Origin of the sequence: Pseudomonas putida, from assembly GCF_050989985.1 — a bacterium.
In the GTDB taxonomy this organism is placed as follows: Bacteria; Pseudomonadota; Gammaproteobacteria; order Pseudomonadales; family Pseudomonadaceae; genus Aquipseudomonas; species Aquipseudomonas putida_AI.
Window position 1 is genome coordinate 406,186 of the sequence record NZ_CP158815.1, and the last position, 25,548, is coordinate 431,733.

23 protein-coding genes are annotated in these 25,548 nt (G+C 61.0%); 9 read left to right on the forward strand and 14 right to left on the reverse strand.

Translation table 11 applies throughout. The features are described 5' to 3' along the window. Positions 1-15: 15 nt before the first annotated feature. Entirely contained in the window at positions 16-609 is a 594-nt protein-coding gene (betI, locus tag ABTV29_RS01955) for a transcriptional regulator BetI (protein ID WP_175376611.1), read from the reverse strand. 379 nt (positions 610-988) lie between these two features. On the opposite strand from betI, the gene ABTV29_RS01960 reads away from it, so the two are divergent. Then, complete coding sequence (locus tag ABTV29_RS01960) at positions 989-2,929, forward strand: BCCT family transporter (protein WP_433771719.1); 1,941 nt, start codon at positions 989-991, stop codon at positions 2,927-2,929. Between the two features lie 457 nt (positions 2,930-3,386). Here ABTV29_RS01960 and choV read toward each other — a convergent pair whose 3' ends face one another. The 3 genes from choV to ABTV29_RS01975 all read right to left on the reverse strand — a co-directional run bounded on the left by choV (position 3,387) and on the right by ABTV29_RS01975 (position 6,434). Beyond that, positions 3,387-4,565: a choline ABC transporter ATP-binding protein gene (choV, locus tag ABTV29_RS01965; protein WP_433768625.1), complete on the reverse strand. Its 1,179-nt coding sequence runs from the start codon at positions 4,563-4,565 to the stop codon at positions 3,387-3,389. Beyond that, positions 4,562-5,407: a choline ABC transporter permease subunit gene (gene choW / locus ABTV29_RS01970; RefSeq protein WP_433768626.1), complete on the reverse strand. Its 846-nt coding sequence runs from the start codon at positions 5,405-5,407 to the stop codon at positions 4,562-4,564. The genes choV and choW overlap by 4 nt, the downstream gene beginning before the upstream one ends. A gap of 76 nt (positions 5,408-5,483) precedes the next feature. Beyond that, positions 5,484-6,434, reverse strand: a complete 951-nt coding sequence (locus ABTV29_RS01975) for a choline ABC transporter substrate-binding protein (RefSeq protein ID WP_433768627.1) — start codon at positions 6,432-6,434, stop codon at positions 5,484-5,486. 439 nt (positions 6,435-6,873) lie between these two features. On the opposite strand from ABTV29_RS01975, the gene ABTV29_RS01980 reads away from it, so the two are divergent. Both ABTV29_RS01980 and ABTV29_RS01985 read left to right on the forward strand, forming a co-directional pair. Continuing rightward, positions 6,874-8,250 (forward strand): L-serine ammonia-lyase, encoded by a 1,377-nt coding sequence (locus tag ABTV29_RS01980; protein WP_433768628.1) that lies wholly within the window; start codon positions 6,874-6,876, stop codon positions 8,248-8,250. Between the two features lie 513 nt (positions 8,251-8,763). Beyond that, positions 8,764-9,867, forward strand: coding sequence for a GlxA family transcriptional regulator (locus tag ABTV29_RS01985; protein ID WP_110965267.1), 1,104 nt, complete (start codon positions 8,764-8,766; stop codon positions 9,865-9,867). Between the two features lie 83 nt (positions 9,868-9,950). Here ABTV29_RS01985 and ABTV29_RS01990 read toward each other — a convergent pair whose 3' ends face one another. The 6 genes from ABTV29_RS01990 to choX form a co-directional block, all read right to left on the reverse strand. Next, the gene (locus ABTV29_RS01990) at positions 9,951-10,217 is read right to left on the reverse strand and encodes a hypothetical protein (protein ID WP_433768629.1); all 267 of its coding nucleotides are present in this window, start codon (positions 10,215-10,217) and stop codon (positions 9,951-9,953) included. Positions 10,218-10,585: 368 nt separating this feature from the next. Beyond that, positions 10,586-11,749: a gamma-butyrobetaine dioxygenase gene (locus ABTV29_RS01995; protein ID WP_433768630.1), complete on the reverse strand. Its 1,164-nt coding sequence runs from the start codon at positions 11,747-11,749 to the stop codon at positions 10,586-10,588. Between the two features lie 12 nt (positions 11,750-11,761). Beyond that, positions 11,762-12,238, reverse strand: coding sequence for a thioesterase family protein (locus ABTV29_RS02000; RefSeq protein ID WP_433768631.1), 477 nt, complete (start codon positions 12,236-12,238; stop codon positions 11,762-11,764). Between the two features lie 124 nt (positions 12,239-12,362). Beyond that, positions 12,363-13,328, reverse strand: coding sequence for an L-carnitine dehydrogenase (locus ABTV29_RS02005; RefSeq protein WP_433768632.1), 966 nt, complete (start codon positions 13,326-13,328; stop codon positions 12,363-12,365). A 140-nt stretch (positions 13,329-13,468) separates the two neighbouring features. Further along, positions 13,469-14,356, reverse strand: coding sequence for a 3-keto-5-aminohexanoate cleavage protein (locus ABTV29_RS02010; protein WP_110965262.1), 888 nt, complete (start codon positions 14,354-14,356; stop codon positions 13,469-13,471). A 115-nt stretch (positions 14,357-14,471) separates the two neighbouring features. After that, positions 14,472-15,416, reverse strand: coding sequence for a choline ABC transporter substrate-binding protein (gene choX / locus ABTV29_RS02015; RefSeq protein ID WP_433768633.1), 945 nt, complete (start codon positions 15,414-15,416; stop codon positions 14,472-14,474). Between the two features lie 199 nt (positions 15,417-15,615). Between choX and ABTV29_RS02020 the strand changes: the two genes are divergently transcribed. Next, positions 15,616-16,560, forward strand: coding sequence for a GlxA family transcriptional regulator (locus ABTV29_RS02020; RefSeq protein WP_085716447.1), 945 nt, complete (start codon positions 15,616-15,618; stop codon positions 16,558-16,560). 126 nt (positions 16,561-16,686) lie between these two features. On the opposite strand, the gene ABTV29_RS02025 is transcribed toward ABTV29_RS02020, so the two are convergent. The 4 genes from ABTV29_RS02025 to ABTV29_RS02040 form a co-directional block, all read right to left on the reverse strand. Beyond that, positions 16,687-17,103 (reverse strand): DUF3010 family protein, encoded by a 417-nt coding sequence (locus tag ABTV29_RS02025; RefSeq protein ID WP_433768634.1) that lies wholly within the window; start codon positions 17,101-17,103, stop codon positions 16,687-16,689. A 32-nt stretch (positions 17,104-17,135) separates the two neighbouring features. Next, positions 17,136-17,459 carry a helix-turn-helix domain-containing protein gene (locus ABTV29_RS02030; protein ID WP_160104923.1) on the reverse strand — a complete coding sequence of 108 codons (324 nt, stop codon included), beginning with the start codon at positions 17,457-17,459 and terminating at the stop codon, positions 17,136-17,138. Continuing rightward, complete coding sequence (locus ABTV29_RS02035; RefSeq protein WP_433768635.1) at positions 17,443-17,697, reverse strand: type II toxin-antitoxin system RelE family toxin; 255 nt, start codon at positions 17,695-17,697, stop codon at positions 17,443-17,445. The genes ABTV29_RS02030 and ABTV29_RS02035 overlap by 17 nt, the downstream gene beginning before the upstream one ends. Before the next feature lie 214 nt (positions 17,698-17,911). Continuing rightward, positions 17,912-18,313 carry a lysozyme inhibitor LprI family protein gene (locus tag ABTV29_RS02040; RefSeq protein WP_433768636.1) on the reverse strand — a complete coding sequence of 134 codons (402 nt, stop codon included), beginning with the start codon at positions 18,311-18,313 and terminating at the stop codon, positions 17,912-17,914. Between the two features lie 222 nt (positions 18,314-18,535). Between ABTV29_RS02040 and ABTV29_RS02045 the strand changes: the two genes are divergently transcribed. From ABTV29_RS02045 to ABTV29_RS02065, 5 genes are all read left to right on the forward strand, one after another. Continuing rightward, positions 18,536-19,513 (forward strand): dipeptidase, encoded by a 978-nt coding sequence (locus tag ABTV29_RS02045; RefSeq protein WP_433768637.1) that lies wholly within the window; start codon positions 18,536-18,538, stop codon positions 19,511-19,513. A gap of 78 nt (positions 19,514-19,591) precedes the next feature. Continuing rightward, a complete protein-coding gene (locus tag ABTV29_RS02050; RefSeq protein ID WP_007975505.1) occupies positions 19,592-20,122 on the forward strand; it encodes a DUF5943 domain-containing protein in 531 nt (176 codons plus the stop codon). A 15-nt stretch (positions 20,123-20,137) separates the two neighbouring features. Beyond that, the gene (gene dgcA / locus ABTV29_RS02055; protein WP_433768638.1) at positions 20,138-22,198 is read left to right on the forward strand and encodes a dimethylglycine demethylation protein DgcA; all 2,061 of its coding nucleotides are present in this window, start codon (positions 20,138-20,140) and stop codon (positions 22,196-22,198) included. 183 nt (positions 22,199-22,381) lie between these two features. Further along, a complete protein-coding gene (dgcB, locus tag ABTV29_RS02060) occupies positions 22,382-24,328 on the forward strand; it encodes a dimethylglycine demethylation protein DgcB (RefSeq protein ID WP_433768639.1) in 1,947 nt (648 codons plus the stop codon). After that, positions 24,328-25,548, forward strand: coding sequence for an electron transfer flavoprotein subunit alpha/FixB family protein (locus ABTV29_RS02065; RefSeq protein ID WP_433768640.1), 1,221 nt, complete (start codon positions 24,328-24,330; stop codon positions 25,546-25,548). Before dgcB ends, ABTV29_RS02065 begins: the two co-directional genes overlap by 1 nt.

A 25,548-nucleotide genomic window follows, 5' to 3' on the forward strand; every position in this document is an offset into this window, starting at 1 on the left:
AGCGTTCTGTGCGCTCTAACTCACCCGCTTGGCCAGTTGGAAATCCATGTATTCGTAAGCGATCTGTTGCGCCTGCTCGGTGTCGAAAGCGTCTCCCGACAGCGCACCGCGCAACCACAATCCGTCAATCAACGCAGCCAGGCCACGGGCCGCACTGCGCGCATCTTCGAGCGGCAATACGCGGCGGAACTGGCAGCACAGGTTGGAATACAGGCGGTGATCGTTGATCCGCTGCAACCTGTGCAAAGACGTCTGGTGCATGCTGGTGGCCCAGAAGGCCAGCCAGGTTTTCATTGCCGGGCCATTGACCTGGCTGGCGTCGAAGTTGCCTTCGATGATCACCTGCAGATGCGCCCGGGGGCTGTCATCTTTCAGCGCCTGACGGCGCGCGGTGACGTTCTCGCTCAGGACGCTCATCAGGTACCCCATGGTGGCGGCGATCAGGCCATTTTTGTCCTGAAAGTAGTGACTGATGATTCCGTTGGAGACACCGGCCAGACGGGCGATCAGCGCAATGCTGGCGTCCCCCATCCCGACCTGATCGACAGCCTGCAAAGTGGCTTCGATCAATTGCTGGCGGCGGATGGGTTGCATACCGACCTTGGGCATCTTGCACATCTCCTTAAGCCCTTCCGGCAGTCGTCGAACGGCTGTCGGCTTGTGGGCCAGTCTATTTTGTTTTGATTGAACGTTCAATCAACAAAGAATAAGATCCGCGACAATTCGTCGCTGTTACCGGTTTTACCGACACGTAAATGGCGGCAAACCGACATCCGAAAAAGCTCGAAACCTGTACGCCACGGCGTCCAGAGGGTTCGGGCTTTTTTCCGGCTGTCTTTATATCACCCACCGGTCGGCTGCCCACTTACCGATTGGTCGGGTAACACATTGCCTTGCGTTCTTCTCTCGCACTGCCCGGAGCATCTGTGCCATGAGTTCTGCCTCGCTAATAAAGACCCCACCGGAAAAGGTGACGGTCAACGGTTGGGTGTTCTACACCTCGACCGCGTTGATTCTATTGTTGACCGCCATTCTGATCATCGCCCCGCAAGAGGCCGGCAGAATGCTGGGTACGGCGCAAGCCTGGTTGTCCCGCAGCTTCGGCTGGTACTACATGGTGGTGATTGCCGCCTACCTGATCTTCGTTGTCGGCCTGGCGTTTTCGTCCTACGGCAAACTGAAGCTGGGCAGCAAGGACGACACCCCGGACTTCAGCTACGGCGCCTGGGCGGGGATGCTGTTCTCCTCGGGTATCGGCATTTCGCTGCTGTACTTTGGCGCTTCCGAACCTTTGGATCACTATTTCAACCCGCCGGAAGGCGTGGCTGGCAGCAACCTGGCGGCACGTCAGGCGGTTCAGCTGACGTTCCTGCACTGGGGCCTGCATGGCTGGGCGATCTACGCACTGGTCGGTTTGGCGGTGGCGTACTTTGCCTACCGTCACAACCAGCCACTGGCATTGCGTTCGGCGCTGTATCCGCTGGTGGGCGAGCGTTGGGTCAAGGGCGCGGCCGGTCATGCGGTGGACGGCTTCGGCATGTTCGTGACCTTGCTGGGTCTGGTGACCAACCTGGGGATTGGCTCGCTGCAAGTGTCCTCGGGCCTGGAAAACCTGTTCGGCATGGAGCACAGCAACACCAACCTGCTGATCGTGATCATCGTGATGAGCACCGTGGCGACCATCGCTGCCGTGTCGGGCGTGGAAAACGGCATTCGTCGCTTGTCCAACCTCAACATCGTGCTGTTCAGCGGCCTGCTGATTTTCGTGCTGCTGTTCGGTCCCACCCTGCACCTGCTCAACGGCTTCGTGCAGAACGTCGGTGACTACCTCAACGGTGTGGTTCTGAAGACTTTCGACCTCTATGTCTATGAAGGCGACAGTGAGAAGTCCGACCGCTGGCTGGGCCTGTGGACCCTGTTCTACTGGGCCTGGTGGATTTCCTGGGCCCCATTCGTAGGCATGTTCGTCGCACGTATTTCCCGTGGTCGCACGGTGCGTGAAATGGTCGCTGGCGTGCTGCTGATTCCGCTGGGTTTCACCCTGGCGTGGCTGTCGATCTTCGGTAACTCGGCTCTGGACCTGGTGATGAACCACGGGGCGGTGGAGCTGGGCAAGACGGCTCTGGAACAGCCGTCGATGGCGATCTACCAATTGCTGGAGCATTACCCGGCGTCGAAGGTGGTGATCGGCGTCTCGATTTTCGTCGGTTTCGTGCTGTTCCTGACCCCGGCGGATTCCGGCGCGGTGATGATGGCCAACCTGTCGTGCAAAGGCGGCAACGTCGACGAAGACGCCCCGCACTGGCTGCGGATTTTCTGGTCGGTGGTGATCACCCTGGTGACCATCGGTCTGCTGTTCGCCGGTAACTTCGAAGCCATGCAAACCATGGTGGTGCTGGCGGGCCTGCCGTTCTCGGTGGTGCTGGTGTTCTTCATGTTCGGCTTGCACAAGGCCATGCGCCAGGACGTGCAGATCGAGCAGGAGCAGGCGGAGCTGGCGGCACGCGGTCGCCGTGGTTTCAGCGAGCGTCTGACTCAGCTGGACCTGCAACCGAGCCAGTCGGTGGTACAGCGCTTCATGGACAAGCACGTGAGCCCGGCGCTGCAGGATGCGACCGCGCAAATGCGTGCCCAGGGTCTGGAAGTGCAAACCCTGCTGGGCAAGTCCAAGCGTTGCATGGGCGTACGTGTCGAGATGGAAGAGGGCAACCCGTTCGTCTACGAAGTCAGCCTGGACGGCTACCTGGCCACGCCGACCGAATCGGCGCAGTCCGATGAGGCACGCCAGCGCTACTACCGCGCCGAGGTGTACCTGCACAACGGCAGCCAGGATTACGACCTGATGGGCTTCACCCAGGATCAGATCACCCGTGACGTGCTCGATCAGTTTGAAAGCCATCGGCAGATGCTGGGTCGGGTGTCTAGCTAAGTTGTGAAGTGATGCGGTGACGCTGTTGTGGCGAGGGAGCTTGCTCCCGTTGGGTTGCGAAGCGACCCCAAGAATTTGTGAGTGCTACGCACTCAAGCGGGAGCAAGCTCCCTCGCCACAGTTGTCAGTATTCCAAGCCAAAAGATGCAGACACAAAAACGCCGCGATCTCTCGCGGCGTTTTTGCATCTGCTGCCTTACCCCAGGTTCTTTCCGAGGATCCCGAAGCCATCGGCAGATGCGTGGTCGGGTGTATAGCTGAGTTGTAAGTGGCGCGGTGTTTCTGTCTGAAGCACCGCGCCGTATTCATCGCGAGCAGGCTCGCTCCCACAGTTGACCGCATTCCAATGTGGGAGCGAGCCTGCTCACGATGGGGCCATCAGCCGCAAAGCAGATTGACCCGATGGCCCACAAACAAAAACGCCGCGATCTCTCGCGGCGTTTTTGCATCTGTTGCCTTACCCCAGGTTCTTGCCGAGCAGTGCGTGGTACAGCTCGCTGTCGCCGAGGATCCCGACCACGTGGTTGTTGTCGTGCAGTACCAGCTTGTTGCCGGTCTGGTAGCGAATCTGCAGCGCGTCGCGCATGCCGATGTTCGAGTCCACCAGGGTCGGGCGACGGCCCAGGCCTTCGACGGCTTGCCCCGGCACCCAATTCTGCAGGTCCATCACCGATCCGTTCTTGCGAGCACCCTTGATGGTGTTGCCTTCGGCCAGGTCGAGCCACGAATCGCCGCCCGGATCCAGGCACACCGAACCGTTGATGCGCTTGCAGTTGTCCAGGGTGCGCATCAGGCTGCGACCGCAAAGCACGTTCAGCGGGTTGGTGTGGGCCACGAAGGTCCGCACGTAGTCGTCCGCCGGGTTGAGGACGATTTCCTCCGGCTTGCTGTACTGGATGATCCGGCCGTCTTTCATGATCGCGATACGGCTGCCGAGCTTCAGGGCCTCATCGAGGTCGTGGCTCACGAACACGATGGTCTTGCTCAGCTTGCGCTGCAGTTCCAGCAGTTCGTCCTGCAGGCCCTGGCGGATCAGCGGGTCGAGTGCCGAGAACGGTTCGTCCATCAGCAGGATGTCGGCGTCCATCGCCAGCGCGCGGGCCAGGCCCACACGCTGTTGCATGCCGCCGGACAGCTCATCGGGTTTCTTGTTGCGCCATTGGGTCAGGCCTACCAGTTCAAGCTTGTCGTCGACCAGTTTCCTGCGTTCCTTCTCCGGCCGGCCCTGCATTTCCAGACCGAAACTGATGTTCTCGCGCACCGTCAGCCAAGGCATCAGGGCGAACTTCTGGAACACCATCGCAATGCGCTTGGTACGCATCATTTTCAGTTCGGCGGCCGAGCAGGAGGCAATGTTGACCTGCTTGCCTTCGTGCTCGACGAACAGCTTGCCGCGGCTGACGGTGTTGAGGCCGTTGATGCAGCGCAGCAGGCTGGACTTGCCGGAACCGGACAAGCCCATCAGCACGCAGATCTCGCCTTTTTCGATATCCAGGCTGGCCTTTTCGACGCCCACGATCTGGCCGGTCTTTTTCAGGATCTCACTGCGGGTCAGACCCTGGTCCAGCAGCTTGAGTGCCTCGCGCGGATCCTTGGTAAAGATCACGTCCACGTCTTCGAAGCGAATTATGCTCATGCGTCACCCCCTACTTTGGCGTCGGGTTGTTTGCAGATACGGTCGAGCATGATCGCCAGCAGTACGATCGCCAGGCCCGCTTCGAAGCCCAGGGCGATATCAGCAGTGTTCAGTGCGTTGACCACCGGTTTGCCCAGTCCGTCGGCGCCCACCAGTGCCGCGATCACCACCATCGACAGCGACAGCATGATGCACTGGGTGATGCCGGCCGCGATGCTCGGCATGGCGTGGGGCAGTTCGATCCTTGTGAGCAGTTGGCGACGCGAGCAGCCGAAGGCTTTGCCGGCGTCCATCAATTCTGCGGGCACATCGCGGATGCCCAGGTAGGTCAGGCGGATCGGCGCGGCAATGGCGAACACCACCGTGGAGATCAGGCCCGGGACCACGCCCAGCCCGAAGAGGGTCAGGGTAGGAATGAGGTAGACGAAGGTCGGTACGGTCTGCATCAGATCGAGTACCGGACGCATTAAAGTGTAGAACATCGGCTTGTGCGCGGCGACGATGCCCAGCGGCACGCCGATGACCACGCAGACCAGGGTCGCGAACATCACCTGGGCGAGGGTTTCCATGGTTTCCTGCCAGTACCCCAGGTTGAGGATCAGCAGGAAGGAGGCGATTACAAAGGCGGTCAGGCCCCATTTGCGTTGGATGAAATGGGCCAGAAGGGCGATGAGGCCGATCAGGACCAGCGGGTTGAACCAGGTCAGCGCAAACGTCACGCCGTGGATCATCGTTTCCAGTGTCACGGCAATGGCGTCGAAGGTGCTGGCGCCGTGTTGCGTCAACCATTCGACGAAGCTCGCGATGTGCTGGCCTAAAGGGATTTTCTGATCAATCAGCATGGTAGTGAACGTCCGCATGCAAGGAAATAAACAGCCCGGACGGCAGCGCCGTCCGGCATAAGCGGTGCTCTTTAATTCAAGGCGTATTCAACTTGGCTTTCACGGCGTCCAGGCCAGGTTTACCGTCAATGGTGGTCACGCCAGCGAGCCAGGTATCGAGCACCTGTGGATTCTTTTTCAGCCAGGCCTTGGCGGCCGCGTCAGGCTTCATCTTGTCGTCCAGGATGTTGCCCATGAGTTCGCTTTCCATGTCGACGTTGAACTCCAGGTTTTTCAACAACTGGCCCACGTTGCTGCATTCCTCGGCGTAACCCTTGCGGGTGTTGGTCGCCACGGTGGCGGCGCCGAAATCCGGGCCAAAGAAATCGTCACCACCGGTCAGGTATTGAATCTTGAAGCGCTTGTTCATCGGATGCGGCGCCCAGCCGAGGAAGACCACGGCGGTGTCGCGTTTCTGTGCGCGGTCGACCTGGGAAAGCATCCCCGCTTCGCTGGATTCGACGACCTTGAAGCCGGCGTCCTTGAGGCCGAAGGCGTTCTTGTCGATCATCGTCTGGATCAGGCGGTTGCCGTCGTTGCCCGGTTCGATCCCGTAGATCTTGCCGTCGAGTTCTTTCTTGAATTTGGCGATGTCGGCGAAGTCATGCAGCCCTTTGTCGTACAGGGCTTGAGGTACCGCCAGGGTGTACTTGGCGCCCTTGAGGTTGGTGCGCACGGTGTCCACGGTGCCGGCATCGCGGTAGGCCTTGATGTCGTTTTCCATGGTCGGCATCCAGTTGCCGAGGAAGATGTCCATGTTCTTGCCGTCGGCCAGGGACTTGTAGGTCACGGGAACGGAAATCATGGTGGTCTTGGTCTTGTAGCCCAGCGCGTTGAGTACGACGCTGGTGGTAGCGGTTGTCGCGGTGATGTCGGTCCAGCCGACATCGGAGAAGTTCACGGTACTGCATTGTGCCGGTTCGGCGGCTTGGGCCAGAACAGGCAGGCTAAGCATGGCGGCCAACAACAACGACGGGGAACCTTTCATGAATGGACTCCTTGGTGTTTTTTTTTGGCAGTGTTCCGACTTGGACTACCGCACTTATAGGTTGCGGTTGGGTGGCGTTCTTGTGACAGCTCTACCGCAGCGCCTTTGCAATCGAGTCGAATAAGATCATGTACCAGTGAAAATCTGACGCCTACAGGGTGCGTCGTAACCAGTACAGGGATGGTCGCTTCCAGTGTCGGTGACGTCGTTTACAGATTTTTTCAGCCCCTTTACCCCCTTCCGTACCGCCAAAAACCGCGAAAACATGGCGTAAAACGCACACGGCGTTCGTGGACAAGAGTGCGTCGGTTAGAGACGTCGAACGACACGACAAAAGCCGGATGATGCGGCCATCCCGGCGGATTGCAGCTTGAGCGTAGCAGCTCCGCCACCGGGCGCTTCGGCGCCCGGAGTTGGCTCATCCAGGAGTTCGGCAGTAATGGCTATCAGTGTTTTCGACCTGTTCAAAATCGGCATCGGCCCTTCCAGTTCGCACACCGTGGGACCCATGCGCGCGGCGGCGCTGTTCGTGCAGGATCTGCGCGAGCGCGGGCTTCTGGAGCAAGTACGGCGCGTCGAAGTCCAGCTCTATGGATCCTTGTCCGCCACCGGCATCGGCCACGGCAGCGACAACGCCGTGATCATGGGCCTGATGGGCGAGTGGCCGGACGCGATCGATCCGTCGCAAATCGGCATCCGCATCGCCACCCTGCGCGAAACCGACACACTGTTGCTCGACGGTCGCCTGGAGGTGCCTTTCGTCTGGGCGCGGGACATGCGCCTGATCGACGAAAACCTGCCGTTCCACCCCAACGCCATGACCCTGGTCGCCGAAGGCGATGACGGTGAGCTGCATCGCGACACTTATTACTCGGTGGGCGGCGGATTCGTCGTCGATCAAGCCCAGGCTTCCAGCGGTGTCGTCGATCTGGACAGCACCGTATTGCCTTACGATTTTTCCAGCGCCGCGGAGCTGCTCGAGCTGTGCAAGAAGCACAACCTGAGCGTGGCCGAATTAATGCTGGCCAACGAGAAGGTCTGGCGCAGCGAAGAAGAAATCCGCAGCGGCCTGATGAAGCTTTGGCGCGCCATGCAGGATTGCGTCGAGCACGGCCTCAAGCACGAAGGCATCCTGCCCGGTGGCCTGAACGTGCGCCGCCGTGCGGCCAAGTTGCATCGCAGCCTGCAGGAGCTGAACAAACCCAATGTGATCGGTTCGACCTTGAGTGCGATGGAGTGGGTCAACCTCTATGCATTGGCGGTCAACGAAGAAAACGCCGCCGGCGGGCGCATGGTCACGGCACCGACCAATGGCGCGGCAGGGATCATTCCGGCGGTGTTGCACTATTTCATGAAGTTCAGCGAAGACGTGACCGACGCCAATGTCGTCGACTACTTCCTCGGTGCGGCGTCGGTGGGGATCCTGTGCAAGAAAAACGCCTCGATCTCCGGTGCCGAAGTCGGTTGCCAGGGCGAAGTGGGTTCGGCCTGCGCCATGGCGGCGGCCGGCCTGGCGCAAATCCTCGGCGCTACGCCGGAGCAGTTGTGCAACGCGGCGGAAATCGGCCTTGAACACAACCTCGGCCTGACCTGCGACCCGGTGGGCGGCCTGGTGCAGGTGCCGTGCATCGAACGCAATGCGATTGCCGCGGTGAAAGCGATCAACGCGGCACAGATGGCGCTGCGGGGCGATGGCCAGCACTTCATCTCGTTGGACCGGGTCATTCGCACCATGCGCGATACCGGCGCCGATATGCATGACAAATATAAAGAGACATCGCGGGGTGGGTTGGCGGTTAGCGCCGTAGAGTGCTGATACCGCGTTGAATCCTTCGCGAGCAGGCTCGCTCCCACAGGGGAATGCGATCAACTGTGGGAGCGAGCCTGCTCGCGAAGGGGCCAGACCAGTCAAAACTGCGCGCAAATCGAACACCCGCACCAAAACGCGCCACCTTTTAGCGCGTCGCTCACAGATAAATGGCTTCCCCGGCGGTCGGGTACAATGGCTGCTACTACCGCCCGTCACCCGTGCCTTGGGTGACACTCTTTCCAGGCTGCCCGCAGCCCAGTTCCCACAAGTGCTACCGAATTGCTCACAGCTTGTGAGCCCAGGCACTTGCCAGCCCTGATGGCCATTTAAGTCCCCACACCTTGCGTGTCATATATAGACACATTCCGACGTCGTTTTTAGGAGTTATTGAACGCACATTCAAATTTAGGCATGGCAATTGCTCTGTCATTACTAAAGCCCGTCTCCCACGCGAGAACGATGGCAATAACAAGAGCCTCCGCCTGAGGCCATCACCTGCTTGTGTGAGGAGACACCGCGATGACGTCGTTCAACTCCGGGGCCCAACCCCAGAACCGTGCGCCTCAATCCATCGGCTTTCTGCTGCTGGACAATTTCACGCTGATTTCCCTGGCTTCCGCAGTCGAACCACTGCGCATGGCCAACCAGCTGTCCGGTCGCGAGTTGTATCGCTGGACTACCCTCACAGTCGATGGCGGCCAGGTCTGGGCCAGCGACGGTCTGCAGATCACCCCTGACGCCTCGATGCACAAGGCACCTCCCATGGATACCGTGATCGTCTGCGGCGGTATCGGTATCCAGCGCACTGTTACCCGCGAACACGTTTCATGGCTGCAAAGCCAGGCGCGTCAGTCCCGTCGCCTCGGCGCGGTCTGCACCGGCAGCTGGGCCCTGGCTTGCGCCGGCCTGCTGGACGGTTTCGATTGCAGCGTGCATTGGGAATGTCTGGCGGCGATGCAGGAAGCGTTTCCACGGGTCGCCATGAGTACCCGCCTGTTTACCCTCGACCGTAACCGTTTCACCAGTTCCGGTGGTACCGCGCCGCTGGACATGATGCTGCACCTGATCAGCCGCGATCATGGCCGCGAACTGTCCGCCGCGATCTCGGAAATGTTCGTCTACGAGCGCATCCGCAACGAACAGGATCACCAGCGCGTGCCGCTCAAGCACATGCTGGGCACCAACCAGCCGAAGCTGCAGGAAATCGTCGCGCTCATGGAGGCCAACCTCGAAGAGCCGATCGACCTCGACGAGCTGGCGGTGTACGTCTCGGTGTCCCGTCGTCAGCTGGAGCGGCTGTTCCAGAAGTACCTGCACTGCTCGCCGTCGCGTTACTACCTCAAGCTGCGCCTGATTCGCGCACGGCAGCTGCTCAAGCAAACGCCGATGTCGATCATCGAAGTGGCGTCGGTGTGCGGCTTCGTGTCCACGCCGCACTTCTCCAAGTGCTACCGCGAATACTTCGGCATTCCACCGCGTGACGAGCGCGTTGGCTCCAACACCACGCAGCAAGTGGCGATGATGCCGCTGCCGCAGGCGCTGGTACTGTCGCCGCTGTCCGGGCCGCTGTCGGCGCTGAGCCAGGCGCGTAATGAGTCGACTTTCGCCAGCGTAAGGCTCTAAACCGGAGAAACCTCATCGCGAGCAGGCTCGCTCCCACAGGGTTGAAGTGATCCCTGTGGGAGCGAGCCTGCTCGCGATTGTATTTAACGGGGAGTGTGGCTCTGCTGGTACTCGGCCAATGCCGGCAGCAGTTGCTTGTCGATGGCCTGGCGCACGGCCGGCAGGATGGTCGCGCTGCTGGTGTACATCTGCTTGACCATGGTGCGCAGCACGATGGCCCGTTCGTTGTTCAGGCCGCGCACCGCGAACTCGCAAGCCTGCTCGGCCGTGGCGCCATTGGGTACTTGAAAACCCAATGAAATGAGGTGGCCCAACAGGTCTTCCTGGTCTATCAAATCGGCGTGCATCATGGCGCTAATCCTTCTTCTGGGAACGGTGTCGTGGCTCGATTCTGGTAGTGGCATGCAGTGGCATCAAGGGCGATTTGTCGCAATGTCATAACTGACTATGAGCACGTCGTTTTCGAGCATCTTTACCGTATGGGGAGTGGGCAAACTGGACTCAGCTCGCTTCACGAAGGTTTGGTCACCCTAGCGCGGCAGCTCCTCAACAGTACCCTCTGCCTCGATCCTGTCACGGCTTGATCGGGGTTTTTTTTGCCTGTGAATCCTGGGGAAATGAGTTGTCTGGACTGGCGCCATCGCGAGCAGGCTCGCTCCCACAGAGATTGCAAATAACCTGTGGGAGCGAGCCTGCTCGCGATGAACGATGACGCGGTTTAGCGCTGCAGCACGAGGATGCGCGACAACAACTCATCCCGATCGACATAGCAGCCTTGGAAATGCCGCGCTCCGGTTGCAGGATCGAAGGCGTTACGGGCATGCAGGGTGCGGCGGTTGTCGAAGCACCAGAGCTCGCCCGGATTGAGCCTTTGCATCACGCGAAAGCGCGCCTCGCGGGTCATGGCAATGAAACGGCGATAAGCGCGGTAGAGCTTGGGCATATCGTCTATCGATGCATCGAACGGGCCGCGCAGAAAGTTGGCCATGCGGATTTCCGACACGTTCCCCAGGGCATCCAGAGCGATGATCGGCGCCAGGCAGCGGTAGTCGCTGTGGCGGTCCTTGTTGCGAAACTCCACCGGGATCTCGCACAGGCTTTTGAACGACTCGGGATCTTCCCGGCGCAGGGCGTCGGCGATGGCAAAACCGTCGACAAAAATACTCTCGCCACCTGTCGCGTCGTTGACCAGGCAATGCAGGAATTGCAGCCCCGGTTGCAGCTCGCGGGTCGGCAGATCGGTGTGCAACGGCAGGTTGAAAGCGGTGTAGGCGTTGCTGTCGGCATCGGCCTTGGATTGCACGTTGAACAGCACGCCGAAATTGCTCTCGCGGATGAAGGAAATGCGCTGGGCGATCAGCTTCAGCGAGCCGGGTTCGGTGGGTACGCCGCGCACCTGGGTCAGGCCGATGTCGCGCACGGCCAGCAGCCATTGCAGCAGCGCGTCGTTATCGGTCATCAGTGCCTGATACTCGAACACCGGCAGCGTCAGATCGCTGTGCCAGAGCCTGGCACTGGGTTTGGCGGCCAGGCGTTCGGCGCGGGATTCATCGTCGTAGGCGTGGGCTCGCAGCCAGCCCGGGTCGAAGCGGCTGAGGTGACCGTCCTGCCACTCAATGCGCAGACAACCTTCGGCGTCGACGCTGCACTGTTCAGGGACCACATCTTGCGCAACGTCGACGATTTCCAGCACCTGCTCGCGGGTCACCGTGTAGACGCATTGCGGGCACGGGCAGTTGTCCCGCAGCCATTGATGATGGAAGGGGCTGACACGTTGATCGGCCCACTTCACCAGAACACGATCCGCCATCGCCTGCACGCCTGTCAGCGCGCTGATCAACGGATAAGTACGGAAGTCGGCAAAAGCGGCGGCGGTGTTCATGCAATCTCCTTGTTATTTTTTTGTGGGTAATGCGATCACTCGGCCAATGTACTCGGGAGTTGGCAAATCGGCCTGTTCGGCGACGATGGCTTGCAGTTTGCCCAGGGTCAATTCGCTGAACGGTGTGGAGCGCGGCCCGGCGAGGTCGACGTGCAGCAGCATCTGCTCGTTGCCCGCCAGTTCCTTGTCGTCACCGGCCAGGTGCAGGCTGTGGTAGAGGTGCAGGCGCTTGCTGTCGTGGCCGATGATCTGGGTGCGCACTTCGACATCGGCGTCGAGTTTCACTTCATGCAGGTAGTTGAGGTGCAGTTCCAGGGTGAACAGCGAGTTGCCGCTGGCTTCGCGGTTGTTGCTGTCCATCCCCAGGCGATCCATCAGCGCGTCGGTGGCGTAGCTGAAGATCAGCAGGTAGAAGGCGTCGCGCAGGTGGCCGTTGTAGTCGACCCAGTCGGGGATGATGCGGGTTTGGTAGGTGGTCAGTGCGGGCATGTCTTGGCATCCGGAATATGTGGTGGCTGGACGGCCGTCATCGCGAGCAGGCTCGCTCCTACAGGGGAACGCATTCCAATGTGGGAGCGAGCCTGCTCGCGATGGGGCCGTACCTGCGGGCTCGTTACTCGCTGAACGCCATCCCGTGCTTCTCTTTGGTGGCCTTCACCGCATCCAGCACCGCCATCAGGCAGTCATCACGATAGCGCTCCAGCGCCGCAATGCTGTGTTTGCCCAGTTGATCACTGGTGCCGTCCACCACGTCGTCGATCAGTTTGTCAGTCAGCTCAGGCGCCGGCAGGTAGGTCCAGGGCAACTGCAGGGCCGGGCCGAACTGTGCCATGAAGTGACGCATACCGGCATCGCCACCGGCCAGGGTGTAAGTCAGGAACGTGCCCATGAACGACCAGCGCAGGCCGGCGCCGAAACGGATGGCGTCGTCGATTTCACCGGTGGTCGCCACACCGTCGTTGACCAGATGTAGCGCCTCGCGCCACAGCGCTTCGAGCAGGCGGTCGGCGATGAATCCCGGGACTTCCTTGCGCACGTGCAGCGGGCGCATGCCGAGGGATTCGTAGACTTTCATGGCCGCTTGCACAGCTTCGGGCGCGGTGTTCTTGCCGCCGACCACTTCCACCAGCGGCAGCAGGTAGACCGGGTTGAACGGGTGACCGACCACGCAGCGTTCCGGGTGGGTGGCACTCTCGTAGAACTCGCTCGGCAGCAGGCCGGATGTACTGGAGCCGATCAGGGCGTTGGGCTTGGCCGCGGCGCTGATTTTGCTGTGCAGGTCCAGTTTCAGCTCAAGGCGTTCGGGGGCGCTTTCCTGGATGAAATCGGCATCGCGCACGCATTCTTCGATGGTGGCGACAAAACGCAGGCGATCCTGCGAGGCGCCGGGCGCCAGGCCTTTTTTCTCCAGCGCACCCCAGGCATTGGCGACGCGTTTGCGCAGCGCCGCTTCGGCACCGGGCGCCGGGTCCCAGGCCACCACATCGAGGCCATGGGCGAGGGCGCGCGCGACCCAGCCGCTGCCGATGACACCGCTGCCCAGGGCTGCGAAGGTTTTGATTTCGGTGATAAAGCTCATGGCAACTTCCTGAATTTGGCTCAAAAAACTGTGGGAGCGAGCCTGCTCGCGATGACGTCGGTGCATCCGATACATCTTTGAGTCAGGTGAACCGCTATCGCGAGCAGGCTCGCTCCCACAGGGGGAAATGGGTGATGGGCTTAGCCGCGCTGCTTCAGGCCCATCTTCTTGCGGCCTTCAGCCGGGGTGAGTACCCGGGCACCAAGGCGGCTGAGGATTTCGCCGACGCGCTCGACCAATTGGCCGTTGGTCGCCAGCACGCCCTTGTCGAGCCACAGGTTGTCTTCCAGGCCGACCCGCACGTTGCCGCCCAGCAGCACTGCTTGCGCCGCCATTGGCATCTGCATGCGACCGATGCCGAAACCGGCCCAGACCGCGTCGGCCGGCAGGTTGTCGACCATGGCTTTCATGGTGGTGGTGTCGGCCGGCGCGCCCCACGGGATGCCCAGGCACAGCTGGAACAGCGGGTTGTCGAGCAGGCCTTCTTTCATCATCTGCTTGGCGAACCACAGGTGGCCGGTGTCGAAGATTTCCAGTTCGGCTTTCACGCCCAGTTCCTGGATGCGTTTGGCGCCGGCACGCAGTTGCGCCGGGGTCGAGACGTAAATGGTGTCGCCATCGCCGAAGTTCAGGGTGCCGCAATCGAGTGTGCAGATTTCCGGCAGCAGTTCTTCGACGTGGGCCAGGCGGGTCAACGGGCCAACCAGGTCAGTGTTCGGGCCGAACTCCATCGGGTTTTCGCCAGCGCCGATTTCCAGGTCGCCGCCCATGCCGGCAGTGAGGTTGACGATGATGTCGACGTCGGCTTCGCGAATGCGCTCCATCACTTCGCGGTACAGTGCCACGTCACGGCTGAACTTGCCGGTCTGCGGGTCGCGAACATGGCAGTGAACCACGGTGGCACCGGCCTTGGCGGCTTCCACGGCGGCAGCGGCGATTTGTTTCGGGGTGACCGGCACGTGTGGGCTCTTGGCGGTCGTGTCGCCAGCACCGGTGAGTGCGCAGGTGATGATGACGTCGTGGTTCATTTGGCGGTTCCTTACAGGCGAGTGCTTTTTAGGTAAATGCTTCTGGGTGAAAAGCAGGGCGTAGCTGTCCCGTTCGCAGCCCGTCGGGGCTGCGAATCGGTGGTTCAGTCGAGGGTTATTTGGCGGTCAGCTTCAGGTTTTCAGCGGCCGGCTTGCCATCGAAGGTGGTCACGCCTTCAAGCCAGCGCTGCTTGTCTTGCGGGTGATCCTTGAGCCATTGCCGGGCCGATTCGAAGGCGTCCTTGTGATCCAGCAGCGGCTGCATCATCCGGCTCTCGTCTTCGGCGGTGAAGGTCAGGTTGCTCAGCAATTTGCCGATGTTCGGGCACTGTTCGGCGTAGGTCGGCGCGGTAACGGTCCAGACGGTGGCCATGCCTTCGTTCGGGCCGAGGGCGTCGTCGCTGCCGGTCAGGTAGGACATCTTGATGTTGACGTTCATCGGGTGCGGCGCCCAGCCGAAGAACACCACGGCTTCGTTGCGGCGTACGGCGCGATCCACCGCGGCGAGCATGCCGGCCTCGCTGGATTCGACCAGCTGGAACTTGCCCAGGCCGAACTGGTTCTTGGTGATCATCGCCTTGATCTGGGTGTTGGCGCCCGAGCCTGGCTCGATGCCGTAGATCTTGCCGCCCAGCTCTTTTTCGAACTTGGCGATGTCGGCGAAGGTTTTCAGGCCCTTGTCGTAGAGGTAGGTCGGCACGGCGAGGGTGGCGCGCGCGTCTTTCAGGCTTGGCGCTTGCAGCACCTTGACCTGGTTGGCGTCGACGAACGGGGTGATGGTCTGGGTCATCAGCGGGTTCCAGTAACCTGTGAACAGGTCCAGGCGCTGATCGCGGATGCCGGCGAAGATGATTTGCTGGGAGGCGCTGGTTTGTTTGGTGTTGTAGCCGAGTCCATCGAGCAATACCTGGGTCATTGCACTGGTGGCGATCACGTCGGTCCAGTTCACCACGCCCATGCGCACGTTCTGGCAGGAGGCGGGGTCGGCGGCCATGACACTGGCGCTCAGAAAAGCGGTACCACTGAGTGCAAGAACACAGCTGCTGATCAGTCGTTTCATTCTCGGGTTCCTCGGCAGTTTCGTTATTGTGGGTCCGGTCGTCTTTGTGCGCCGGTGGATGTCACGTTACGCAGCTAATGTGGCACGAAAGCGCACTGCGGCGACCGACTCTTGCACTGCAGCGACCTGCCCCCTTGAATGCCGGTTGCAAGTGGCGTATCAACGTCCTCACGCTACCCGCCCGTCTATCGAGTGCGCCATGTCCCAGGATTTCTATTTCTTGTTGATGCCGGGTTTCTCGGCCATTGGATTCATCTCGGCCATCGAGCCATTGCGGGTTGCCAATCGCTTTCGTGGCGAGCTCTATCGCTGGCATGTTTTGAGCGCCGATGGCGGGGCGGTGTTGGCCAGTAACGGGATGTCGGTCAACGCCGATGCGGCGCTGGAGCCATTGAAGAAAGGCGCGACGCTGCTGGTAGTCGCCGGCTTCGAACCGCTGAAATTCGCCACCCCGGCCCTGGAGCACTGGCTGCGTCGCCTGGACAACGAAGGCGTGACCCTCGGCGCCATCGACACCGGCAGTTTCATCCTTGCCGAAGCCGGCCTGCTCGACGGCCATCGCCTGACCCTGCACTGGGAAGCCATCGATGCCTTCAAGGAGTCCTATCCACAGCTCAGCGTCACCCAGGAGCTGTTCGAAATCGACCGTCGACGCATCACCTCCGCCGGCGGCACGGCTTCCATCGACCTGATGCTCGACCTGATCGCCCAGGCCCATGGTCCGGAACTGGCGATCCAGGTCAGCGAGCAATTCGTACTCGGCCGCATCCGCCCGCGCAAAGACCACCAACGCATGGAAGTCGCCACGCGATATGGCATCAGCAACAAGAAACTCGTTCACGTGATTGGCGAGATGGAACAGCACAGCGAACCGCCGCTGAGCACCCTGGAACTGGCGGAATCGATCAAGGTCACTCGCCGGCAACTTGAGCGCCTGTTCCGTTTGCACCTGAACGACACACCGAGCAATTTCTACCTGCGCCTGCGACTGGAGAAAGCGCGGCAATTGCTGCGCCAGACCGATATGAGTGTGCTGGAAGTGAGCATCGCCTGCGGGTTTGAATCGCCGTCGTATTTCACTCGCAGCTACCGGGCGAAATATGAGCGGTGTCCGCGGGAGGATCGGCGGACCGCGAAGGCCTGAGCAACGCATATTCCTGTGGGAGCGAGCCTGCTCGCGATAGCGGTCTGTCAGTCACATTGATGTAGACCGATGCACCGCTATCGCGAGCAGGCTCGCTCCCACAGTTTTGTACTGTGGCGTTTGAAATTACTTCTTCATCAACGCCGAACAAGCCGCCTTATAAGCCTCATGCTGATACTTGTTCAGCGTCTGCGGCAGCTCAAAGTTGTGCTTCTTGGCCTGCGCATTGATGGTCTGCGGCGACAGCAGCGTCACCTCGCAATTCTCCAGCAACTGCAAAACCCCTTCGATCTTGAACGTCGTCGGCCCGCCAGCGAATTCACCTTTCTTGCTGCGCTTCTTGATCGCGATTCGATCTATCGAATTCTCACGGACAAACGACGCCACCTGAGCGGCAAAGACTTTGACGTTGGCGGCTTCGTCGTCATCGTCCAGGGCGATTTTCTTGGTGGCGAGCGCGACGTGATTCAACGCCTGACCCTCCAGGTTGGCCACGGCGATGATCGCTTCGCTGCCTTTGATTTCGATGCCGCAGATTTTCATTTCGATCCCTTTAACAAGAAGTTGTGTGCAGCCTACAGCTCTAGTTGATTGGCAGTGATACCAAACGCCGCGGCAATTTTTTCGCGAGTGGCCTTCCGGGGTTTCGCGACGGTCTCTTGCTGGGCAAAGGCCGGTTGAGAAATACCCATGCGTTTGGCCACTTCATCCTGCGTAAGGTTCAAGTGCTCGCGCCATGCGCGGATCGGCGTTGCGCCGTCGACGATGCGGCTGACCACTTCATGAGGGATCAGGTCGGGCTCGATTTTCTGCGCCAGGTACTGCGCGTAAGGAATAACCACGAACGCCGGGTTTCCGTCTGCGTCGTTGATGATTTGAACGTCAGTAGGTGCGTTCATCGCGTTTCTTGACCTCTTGAATACTGATCACTTTGATTGCGCCGTCCCAATCAAACATGACTCGATAGTTACCCACTCGAAGTCGATAGGCGTAGTCATGACCGACCAGTGCTTTGACATTGCCTGCTTCGGGCATGTCAGCCAGCGCAGCGACGGCATCACGTACGTGGATCTGGTGGGCGGAGTGCAATTTCAGAAGCTGCTTAACGGCCTTTCGAGTCCAGTGAATGCTGTTCATGGGAGAATATAAGTCTTTTATAAGATTTGCGAATCTTTACTTATATTTTCGCGTCGGCCAATCAATGAAGGGTGTCGGGATGTTGCCCGATCAATTGAGCCGGCTCCGATGCGGCGAGGCCTCTGTAAGGCTGATCAGCCACGTTTGTGGGAAAGATCATATTTGTGAGGGCGAATGCTGGCGGCGGGTGCCAGCATCCGACATAAGAGCGGCATCACTCCTGCCCAATCGACTCCAAGAACTCCGACCGGTCGTCGCTCATCCGCGCCACGCAATCATTTTGCGCGATGGTGAATGCCTTGCTGCCGGCGGTGGCGGGGAAGGCTTCGATGGCGCAGTCGGCGTCGCGGGTTTTCTGCCATTGCTGGTGGGCGGCCTTGATTTTGGCGGTGATGTCAGCCAATTGCGCCGGGTTCTTGCCGTAGAGCGACTGCATGCGCTCGTTCAGGCTTTTGGTGTTTTCGTTGAGCAGGTCTTCAGCGGTGCTTTTGCTGAAAGCCGAGCATTCCAGGGTCTGGACGTCGTTTTCGACTTTGTCGCAGGGATTGTCGTCGGCCTCTTCCGCAGCCTGTACGCCAGTCGCAATCAGTGCCAAAGCCAGCAAGATCGATTTCATTCAAGTCGCCCTACATCAAGAGATGCGGCGAATTCTGGCCCAAGCGGGCGGCCTTGAACAGGTCGTGAATCGTGCCTGGCGACGACCCTTTGTCGCGGATTGACGCTTTCGGCAATTCCCCTGTCGTTTTTGCACCGGGTCGCCAAGGCCCTCAGGCATATGCTGGCTCCAAAGCGCCGGCAGACGATTCGGCGCATGAATCGCCAATAAGGGGACAGCCTGATGAGCCCAGCCGAACTGCACGCCGACAGCATCGTTATCGACGGTCTGATTATTGCCAAATGGAACCGTGAGCTGTTCGAAGACATGCGCAAGGGCGGTTTGACCGCGGCCAACTGCACCGTGTCGGTGTGGGAGGGCTTCCAGGCCACCGTCAACAACATCGCCGCCAGCCAGAAACTGATCCGCGAGAACAGCGATCTGGTGATGCCGGTGCGCACCACCGCCGACATCCGCAAGGCCAAGGAACAAGGCAAGACCGGGATCCTCTTCGGCTTCCAGAATGCCCACGCGTATGAAGACCAGATCGGCTATGTCGAGGTGTTCAAGCAGCTGGGCGTCGGTATCGTGCAGATGTGCTACAACACCCAGAACCTGGTCGGCACCGGCTGCTACGAGCGCGATGGCGGCCTGTCGGGCTTCGGTCGTGAAATCGTTGCCGAGATGAACCGCGTCGGTGTGATGTGCGACCTGTCCCACGTCGGTTCCAAGACTTCCGAAGAAGTCATCCTCGAATCGAAGAAACCGGTCTGCTACTCCCACTGCCTGCCGTCGGGTCTCAAAGAGCACCCGCGCAACAAATCCGATGAAGAACTGAAGTTCATCGCCGACCACGGCGGTTTCGTCGGCGTCACCATGTTCGCGCCGTTCCTGGCCAAGGGCATCGATTCGACCATCGACGACTACGCCGAAGCCATTGAATACACCCTGAACATCGTCGGTGAAGACTCCATCGGCATCGGCACCGACTTCACCCAGGGTCACGGCCAGGAGTTCTTCGAATACCTGACCCACGATAAGGGCTACGCCCGCCGCCTGACCAGCTTCGGCAAGATCATCAACCCGCTGGGCATCCGCACCGTCGGCGAGTTCCCGAACCTGACCGAGACCCTGCTCAAGCGCGGCCATTCCGAGCGCGTGGTACGCAAGATCATGGGCGAGAACTGGGTCAACGTCCTGAAAGACGTTTGGGGCGAATAAGCCGCCGCACCTCTGAATCCTTTCCCCCGGCCGTCCGCGCCGGGGGCAACACCAAAATTTTTCTGGAGTTAAGTTTCCATGGCCAAGATCGCCCCGCAATTGCCTATCGAAGTCGACAGCGAGACCGGTGTCTGGACTTCCGACGCCCTGCCGATGCTGTACGTACCGCGTCATTTCTTCGTCAACAACCACATGGGCATCGAGGAAGTGCTGGGCGCCGAAGCCTATGCCGAGATCCTCTACAAGGCCGGCTACAAGTCCGCCTGGCACTGGTGTGAAAAGGAAGCTGAATGCCACGGCCTGGAAGGCGTCGCGGTGTTCGAGCACTACATGAAGCGCCTGTCGCAGCGCGGCTGGGGCCTGTTCAAGATCCAGGACATCGACCTCGACAAAGGCACCGCCAGCGTCAAGCTCGAACACTCGGCGTTCGTCTACGTCTACGGCAAGGTCGGGCGCAAGGTCGACTACATGTTCACCGGTTGGTTTGCCGGCGCGATGGACCAGATCCTCGCCGCTCGCGGCAGCAAGATTCGCACCGTGGCCGAGCAAGTCTACGGTGGCTCCGAAGAGGGCCACGAAGACGGCTTGTTCATCGTCAAGCCGTTGTAAGTCGAGGAACCCGCCATGGCTTTCGAAGCAATGTTCCAGCCGATCCAGATCGGCAAACTGACCATCCGCAACCGCGTGCTCAGTACCGCGCACGCCGAGGTCTACGCGACCGACGGCGGCATGACCACCGATCGGTACGTCAAGTATTACGAAGAGAAGGCCAAGGGCGGGATCGGCCTGGCGATCTGCGGCGGCTCGTCCGTGGTAGCCATCGACAGCCCGCAGGAGTGGTGGAGCTCGGTGAACCTGTCCACCGACCGTATCATTCCGCACTTCCAGAATCTGGCCGACGCCATGCACAAGCACGGCGCCAAGATCATGATCCAGATTACCCACATGGGCCGACGTTCGCGTTGGGATGGCTTCAACTGGCCGACGCTGATGTCGCCGTCCGGCATCCGTGAACCGGTGCACCGCGCCACCTGCAAAACCATTGAGCCGGAAGAAATCTGGCGGGTGATCGGCAACTACGCGCAGGCTGCACGCCGCGCCAAGGCCGGTGGCCTGGACGGCGTCGAACTGTCGGCCGTGCATCAGCACATGATCGACCAGTTCTGGAGCCCTCGGGTCAACAAGCGTACCGACGAATGGGGCGGCACCTTCGAAGGCCGCATGAAGTTCGGCCTGGAAGTGCTCAAGGCCGTGCGCGCCGAAGTCGGTGATGATTTCTGCGTGGGCATGCGTATCTGCGGTGACGAGTTCCACCCGGACGGCCTGTCCCACGAGGACATGAAGCAGATCGCCAAGTATTACGACGACACCGGCATGCTCGATTTCATCGGCGTCGTGGGCTCGGGTTGCGACACCCACAACACCCTGGCCAACGTGATTCCGAACATGAGTTATCCACCGGAGCCGTTCCTGCACCTGGCGGCCGGTATCAAGGAAGTGGTCAAGGTTCCGGTGCTGCACGCGCAGAACATCAAGGACCCGAACCAGGCCACCCGTATTCTGGAAGGCGGTTACGTCGACATGGTCGGCATGACCCGCGCGCACATCGCCGACCCGCACCTGATCGCCAAGATCAAGATGGGCCAGGTCGACCAGATCAAGCAGTGCGTCGGCGCCAACTACTGCATCGACCGTCAGTACCAGGGCCTGGATGTGTTGTGCATCCAGAACGCGGCGACCTCCCGTGAATACATGGGCCTGCCGCACATCATCGAGAAAACCACCGGCAAGAAACGCAAGGTGGTGGTGGTCGGTGCAGGTCCTGCGGGGATGGAAGCCGCTCGTGTGGCGGCCGAGCGTGGCCACGACGTGACCCTGTTCGAGAAGAAGGAGTTCATCGGCGGGCAGATCACCACGGCGTCGAAAGCGCCGCAGCGTGACCAGATCGCCGGTATCACCCGCTGGTATCAGCTGGAACTGGCGCGTCTGAAAGTCGACCTGCGCCTGGGCACCGCGGCGGATGCGCCGACCATCATGGACCTGCGTCCGGACGTGGTGGTGCTGGCCGTTGGCGGTCACCCGTACCTGGAACAGAACGAACACTGGGGCGCCGCTGAAGGCCTGGTGGTCAGCAGCTGGGATGTGCTCGATGGCAAGGTGGCTCCGGGCAAGAACGTGCTGGTTTACGACACCATCTGCGAATTCACCGGCATGTCGACCGCCGACTTCCTCGCCGACAAGGGCAGCCAGGTCGAGATCGTCACCGATGACATCAAGCCGGGCGTGGCGATCGGCGGTACGTCGTTCCCGACCTACTACCGCAGCATGTACCCCAAAGAAGTGATCATGACCGGCGACATGATGCTGGAGAAGGTCTACCGCGAAGGCGACAAGCTGGTGGCGGTGCTGGAAAACGAATACACCGGCGCCAAAGAGGAGCGGGTGGTGGACCAGGTGGTCGTGGAAAACGGCGTGCGTCCGGATGAAGAGATCTACTACGCGCTGAAGGAAGGTTCGCGCAACAAGGGCCAGATCGACGTCGAAGCCCTGTTCGCGATCAAGCCGCAGCCATGCCTGGAACAGAGCGGTGACGGCTACCTGCTGTTCCGCATCGGTGACTGCGTGGCCCAGCGTAACGTACACGCGGCGATCTACGACGCGTTGCGGCTGTGCAAGGATTTCTAAGAGCTTGTAGATAACCCCTGTAGGAGCGAGCTCGCTCGCGATGGATTTGAAGGCGCCGCGTTTTTCCAGAAGACACGCGTCATCGTTAACGACCATCGCGAGCAAGCTCGCTCCTACAGGGAATCGAGCAAGGCATCCAGGTAGTTTGGCCTGCAAGACCCTGCGGTCTTTGGGAGCTCCACCATGTTGAACACCCTTCTTCCAATCCTGTTGTTCGCTGCCCTGGGCCTCGCGGTTCTGGGCGCGTTGCGGCGGGTGGCCATGTGGCGTCGGGGCCGGGCCTCGAAGGTCGACCTGATCGGCGGCCTGTTCGCCATGCCCAAGCGCTACATGGTCGACTTGCACCACGTGGTCGCGCGGGACAAGTACATCGCCAATACCCACGTGGCCACGGCCGGTGGTGCGGTGGCGTCCATCGTGCTGGCCATCCTCGTGCATGGTTTCGGCCTGCATAACCGCATCCTCGGCTACGCACTGCTGCTGATGTCGGCGGTGATGTTCGTGGGTGCGATCTTCGTTTATCTGCGTCGACGCAACCCGCCTTCGCGTCTGTCGAAAGGCCCGTGGATGCGCCTGCCGAAAAGCCTGCTGGCGTTCTCGGCGTCATTCTTCCTGGTGACCCTGCCGGTGGCGGGCATCCTGCCGGAGAACTTCGGTGGCTGGCTGCTGGCGGTGATTCTCGGCATCGGTGTGCTGTGGGGTGTGTCGGAACTGTTCTTCGGCATGACCTGGGGCGGGCCGATGAAGCACGCCTTCGCCGGTGCCCTGCACCTGGCCTGGCACCGTCGCGCCGAACGCTTCGGCGGCGGTCGTTCCACTGGCTTGAAACCGCTGGACCTGGAAGACCCTGCCGCGCCGCTGGGCGTGGAAAAACCCAAGGATTTCACCTGGAACCAACTGCTCGGCTTCGACGCCTGCGTGCAGTGTGGCAAGTGCGAAGCGGCGTGCCCGGCGTTCGCCGCCGGTCAGCCACTGAACCCGAAAAAACTCATCCAGGACATGGTCGTCGGCCTGGCCGGCGGCACTGACGCCAAGTTCGCCGGCAGCCCCTATCCGGGCAAAGCCATCGGCGAACACGCGGGCAATCCGCATCAACCGATCGTCAACGGTCTGGTGGATGCCGAAACACTGTGGTCGTGCACCACCTGCCGCGCCTGCGTCGAGGAATGCCCGATGATGATCGAGCACGTCGATGCCATCGTCGACATGCGTCGCCATCTGACCCTGGAAAAAGGCGCGACCCCGAACAAGGGCGCCGAAGTCCTGGAAAACCTGATCGCCACCGACAACCCGGGCGGTTTCGCGCCGGGCGGGCGGATGAACTGGGCGGCGGACCTCAACCTCAATCTGATGAGCGAGAAGAAATCCACCGACGTGCTGTTCTGGGTCGGCGACGGTGCCTTCGACATGCGCAACCAGCGCACCCTGCGTGCCTTCGTCAAAGTGCTGAAAGCAGCGAAAATCGATTTCGCGGTGCTGGGCCTTGAAGAACGTGACAGCGGTGACGTGGCCCGTCGCCTGGGTGACGAAGCGACCTTCCAATTGCTGGCCAAGCGCAACATCCAGACTCTGTCCAAATACAGCTTCAACCGCATCGTGACCTGCGATCCGCACAGCTTCCACGTGCTGAAAAACGAGTACGGCGCCTTCGATGGCAACTACCTGGTGCAGCACCACAGCACCTACATGGCGGAAATCATCGACGCCGGCGCGCTGAACCTCGGCCAGCACAAGGGCGACAGCGTGACCTATCACGACCCGTGCTACCTGGGCCGCTACAACGGCGAGTACGAGGCACCGCGCCAGGTGCTGCGCGCCCTCGGCATCGAGGTCAAGGAAATGCAACGCTCCGGTTTCCGTTCGCGCTGCTGCGGCGGTGGCGGCGGCGCGCCGATCACCGACATTCCGGGCAAACAGCGTATTCCCGACATGCGTATGGAAGACATCCGCGAGACGGGCGCCGAACTGGTGGCCGTGGGTTGTCCACAGTGCACCGCGATGCTCGAAGGCGTGGTCGAACCACGGCCGTTGATCAAGGACATCGCTGAACTGGTAGCTGACGCGCTGCTGGAGGACCAGGCCCCAAAGTCGTCCAGCCCGGCCAAACGTGAACCTGCGGAGGTGCACTGATGAGCGACATTATCCGCCGCGACCCCCGCGCCGAATGGATCGCCCGTAACCGCCTGCACCCGCTGCACGCGGCCATGCAGCCGGCGCAACACAGCTGGATGGGGCCTAATGGCGTCATCCGCAAGAACCCCCATGGCATCGGCTTCATCGGGCCGAACGGGATCAAACGTATTGACCGCAGCGGCGCGCAACAGGGCGGGTCGGCCAAGCGCTCGGCCGCAGTTGAAGTGCAATTGCCGCTGCATCAGGTGCCTGCGCCGGCGTTCTACATCAGCGTGGTGCCGGACATGGTCGGTGGCCGCTTGAGCAGTCACGACCGCGATTTGCTGGGCCTGGCTCATCAACTGGCCGGCAAGGACGGCGCGGTGCTGGCGGTGGTGTTCGGCGAACACAAGGAAAGCGCCTTTGCCACGGCCGGCGTCGACCGCCTGCTGGTGCTCGAAGGCGAAGAGTTCAGCGGTTATGCACCGGAACAACGGGTCCAGGGCCTGCGGGCTGTGGATAACCAATTCAGCCCGCGTCACTGGCTGCTGCCGGACAGTCGCAGCGGTGGCGGCGAATTGGGTCGACGCTTTGCCGCAGCCCTGGGCGAACGCCCGGCCACGCGGGTCTGGCAGGTCAAGGACGAGACGTGCACCGGCCGTGCCGGCGCCGGCTTGCAAGACCTTGCCCGTCCGATGGCGCGCCTGATCCTGGGTGCCGTCGAATGCGCCGAGCCGGTCAGCGAAACCCGTCACGAAGCCTTGCCGGTGGAGTTATCCACAACCGTCGCGCGCAGCTTGTCGCGCATCGAGGATCTGGGCGCGGTGGCGGTGGACCCGGCAGCTATTCCCATGGCCGAAGCGGAGTTCATTTTCTCCGGCGGCAACGGCGTCAAGGACTGGGATCTGTTCCACCAGACCGCTGCGGCGCTGGGGGCCACCGAAGGTGCCTCGCGGGTGGCGGTGGACGATGGCTTCATGGCCCGCGACCGTCAGGTCGGCGCGTCCGGGACCTGGGTCACCGCACGGGTCTACGTGGCGGTGGGGATTTCCGGGGCGATCCAGCACCTGCAAGGCATCGGTGCCTGCGACAAGGTGGTGGCGATCAACCTCGACCCTGGCTGCGACATGATCAAACGGGCCGACCTGTCGGTAATCGGCGAGAGCGCCGAGATTCTTCGAGCCTTGATCGCGGCGGTAGAGGCTTACCGCAACGACGCCAAGCGCGATGCGGCTTAA

What these genes read in the sequence shown, in the direction of transcription:
- choW (WP_433768626.1), bottom strand. Translation starts at nt 5,407, where the DNA reads ATGCTGATTGATCAGAAAATCCCTTTAGGCCAGCACATCGCGAGCTTC.
- dgcB (WP_433768639.1), top strand. Translation starts at nt 22,382, where the DNA reads ATGTTGAACACCCTTCTTCCAATCCTGTTGTTCGCTGCCCTGGGCCTC.
- choV (WP_433768625.1), bottom strand. Translation starts at nt 4,565, where the DNA reads ATGAGCATAATTCGCTTCGAAGACGTGGACGTGATCTTTACCAAGGAT.
- ABTV29_RS01990 (WP_433768629.1), bottom strand. Translation starts at nt 10,217, where the DNA reads ATGATGCACGCCGATTTGATAGACCAGGAAGACCTGTTGGGCCACCTC.
- ABTV29_RS02040 (WP_433768636.1), bottom strand. Translation starts at nt 18,313, where the DNA reads ATGAAATCGATCTTGCTGGCTTTGGCACTGATTGCGACTGGCGTACAG.
- ABTV29_RS02035 (WP_433768635.1), bottom strand. Translation starts at nt 17,697, where the DNA reads ATGAACAGCATTCACTGGACTCGAAAGGCCGTTAAGCAGCTTCTGAAA.
- ABTV29_RS01980 (WP_433768628.1), top strand. Translation starts at nt 6,874, where the DNA reads ATGGCTATCAGTGTTTTCGACCTGTTCAAAATCGGCATCGGCCCTTCC.
- betI (WP_175376611.1), bottom strand. Translation starts at nt 609, where the DNA reads ATGCCCAAGGTCGGTATGCAACCCATCCGCCGCCAGCAATTGATCGAA.
- ABTV29_RS02045 (WP_433768637.1), top strand. Translation starts at nt 18,536, where the DNA reads ATGAGCCCAGCCGAACTGCACGCCGACAGCATCGTTATCGACGGTCTG.
- ABTV29_RS01995 (WP_433768630.1), bottom strand. Translation starts at nt 11,749, where the DNA reads ATGAACACCGCCGCCGCTTTTGCCGACTTCCGTACTTATCCGTTGATC.
- ABTV29_RS02000 (WP_433768631.1), bottom strand. Translation starts at nt 12,238, where the DNA reads ATGCCCGCACTGACCACCTACCAAACCCGCATCATCCCCGACTGGGTC.
- ABTV29_RS02050 (WP_007975505.1), top strand. Translation starts at nt 19,592, where the DNA reads ATGGCCAAGATCGCCCCGCAATTGCCTATCGAAGTCGACAGCGAGACC.
- ABTV29_RS02010 (WP_110965262.1), bottom strand. Translation starts at nt 14,356, where the DNA reads ATGAACCACGACGTCATCATCACCTGCGCACTCACCGGTGCTGGCGAC.
- choX (WP_433768633.1), bottom strand. Translation starts at nt 15,416, where the DNA reads ATGAAACGACTGATCAGCAGCTGTGTTCTTGCACTCAGTGGTACCGCT.
- ABTV29_RS01975 (WP_433768627.1), bottom strand. Translation starts at nt 6,434, where the DNA reads ATGAAAGGTTCCCCGTCGTTGTTGTTGGCCGCCATGCTTAGCCTGCCT.
- dgcA (WP_433768638.1), top strand. Translation starts at nt 20,138, where the DNA reads ATGGCTTTCGAAGCAATGTTCCAGCCGATCCAGATCGGCAAACTGACC.
- ABTV29_RS02025 (WP_433768634.1), bottom strand. Translation starts at nt 17,103, where the DNA reads ATGAAAATCTGCGGCATCGAAATCAAAGGCAGCGAAGCGATCATCGCC.
- ABTV29_RS01985 (WP_110965267.1), top strand. Translation starts at nt 8,764, where the DNA reads ATGACGTCGTTCAACTCCGGGGCCCAACCCCAGAACCGTGCGCCTCAA.
- ABTV29_RS02020 (WP_085716447.1), top strand. Translation starts at nt 15,616, where the DNA reads ATGTCCCAGGATTTCTATTTCTTGTTGATGCCGGGTTTCTCGGCCATT.
- ABTV29_RS02005 (WP_433768632.1), bottom strand. Translation starts at nt 13,328, where the DNA reads ATGAGCTTTATCACCGAAATCAAAACCTTCGCAGCCCTGGGCAGCGGT.
- ABTV29_RS02065 (WP_433768640.1), top strand. Translation starts at nt 24,328, where the DNA reads ATGAGCGACATTATCCGCCGCGACCCCCGCGCCGAATGGATCGCCCGT.
- ABTV29_RS02030 (WP_160104923.1), bottom strand. Translation starts at nt 17,459, where the DNA reads ATGAACGCACCTACTGACGTTCAAATCATCAACGACGCAGACGGAAAC.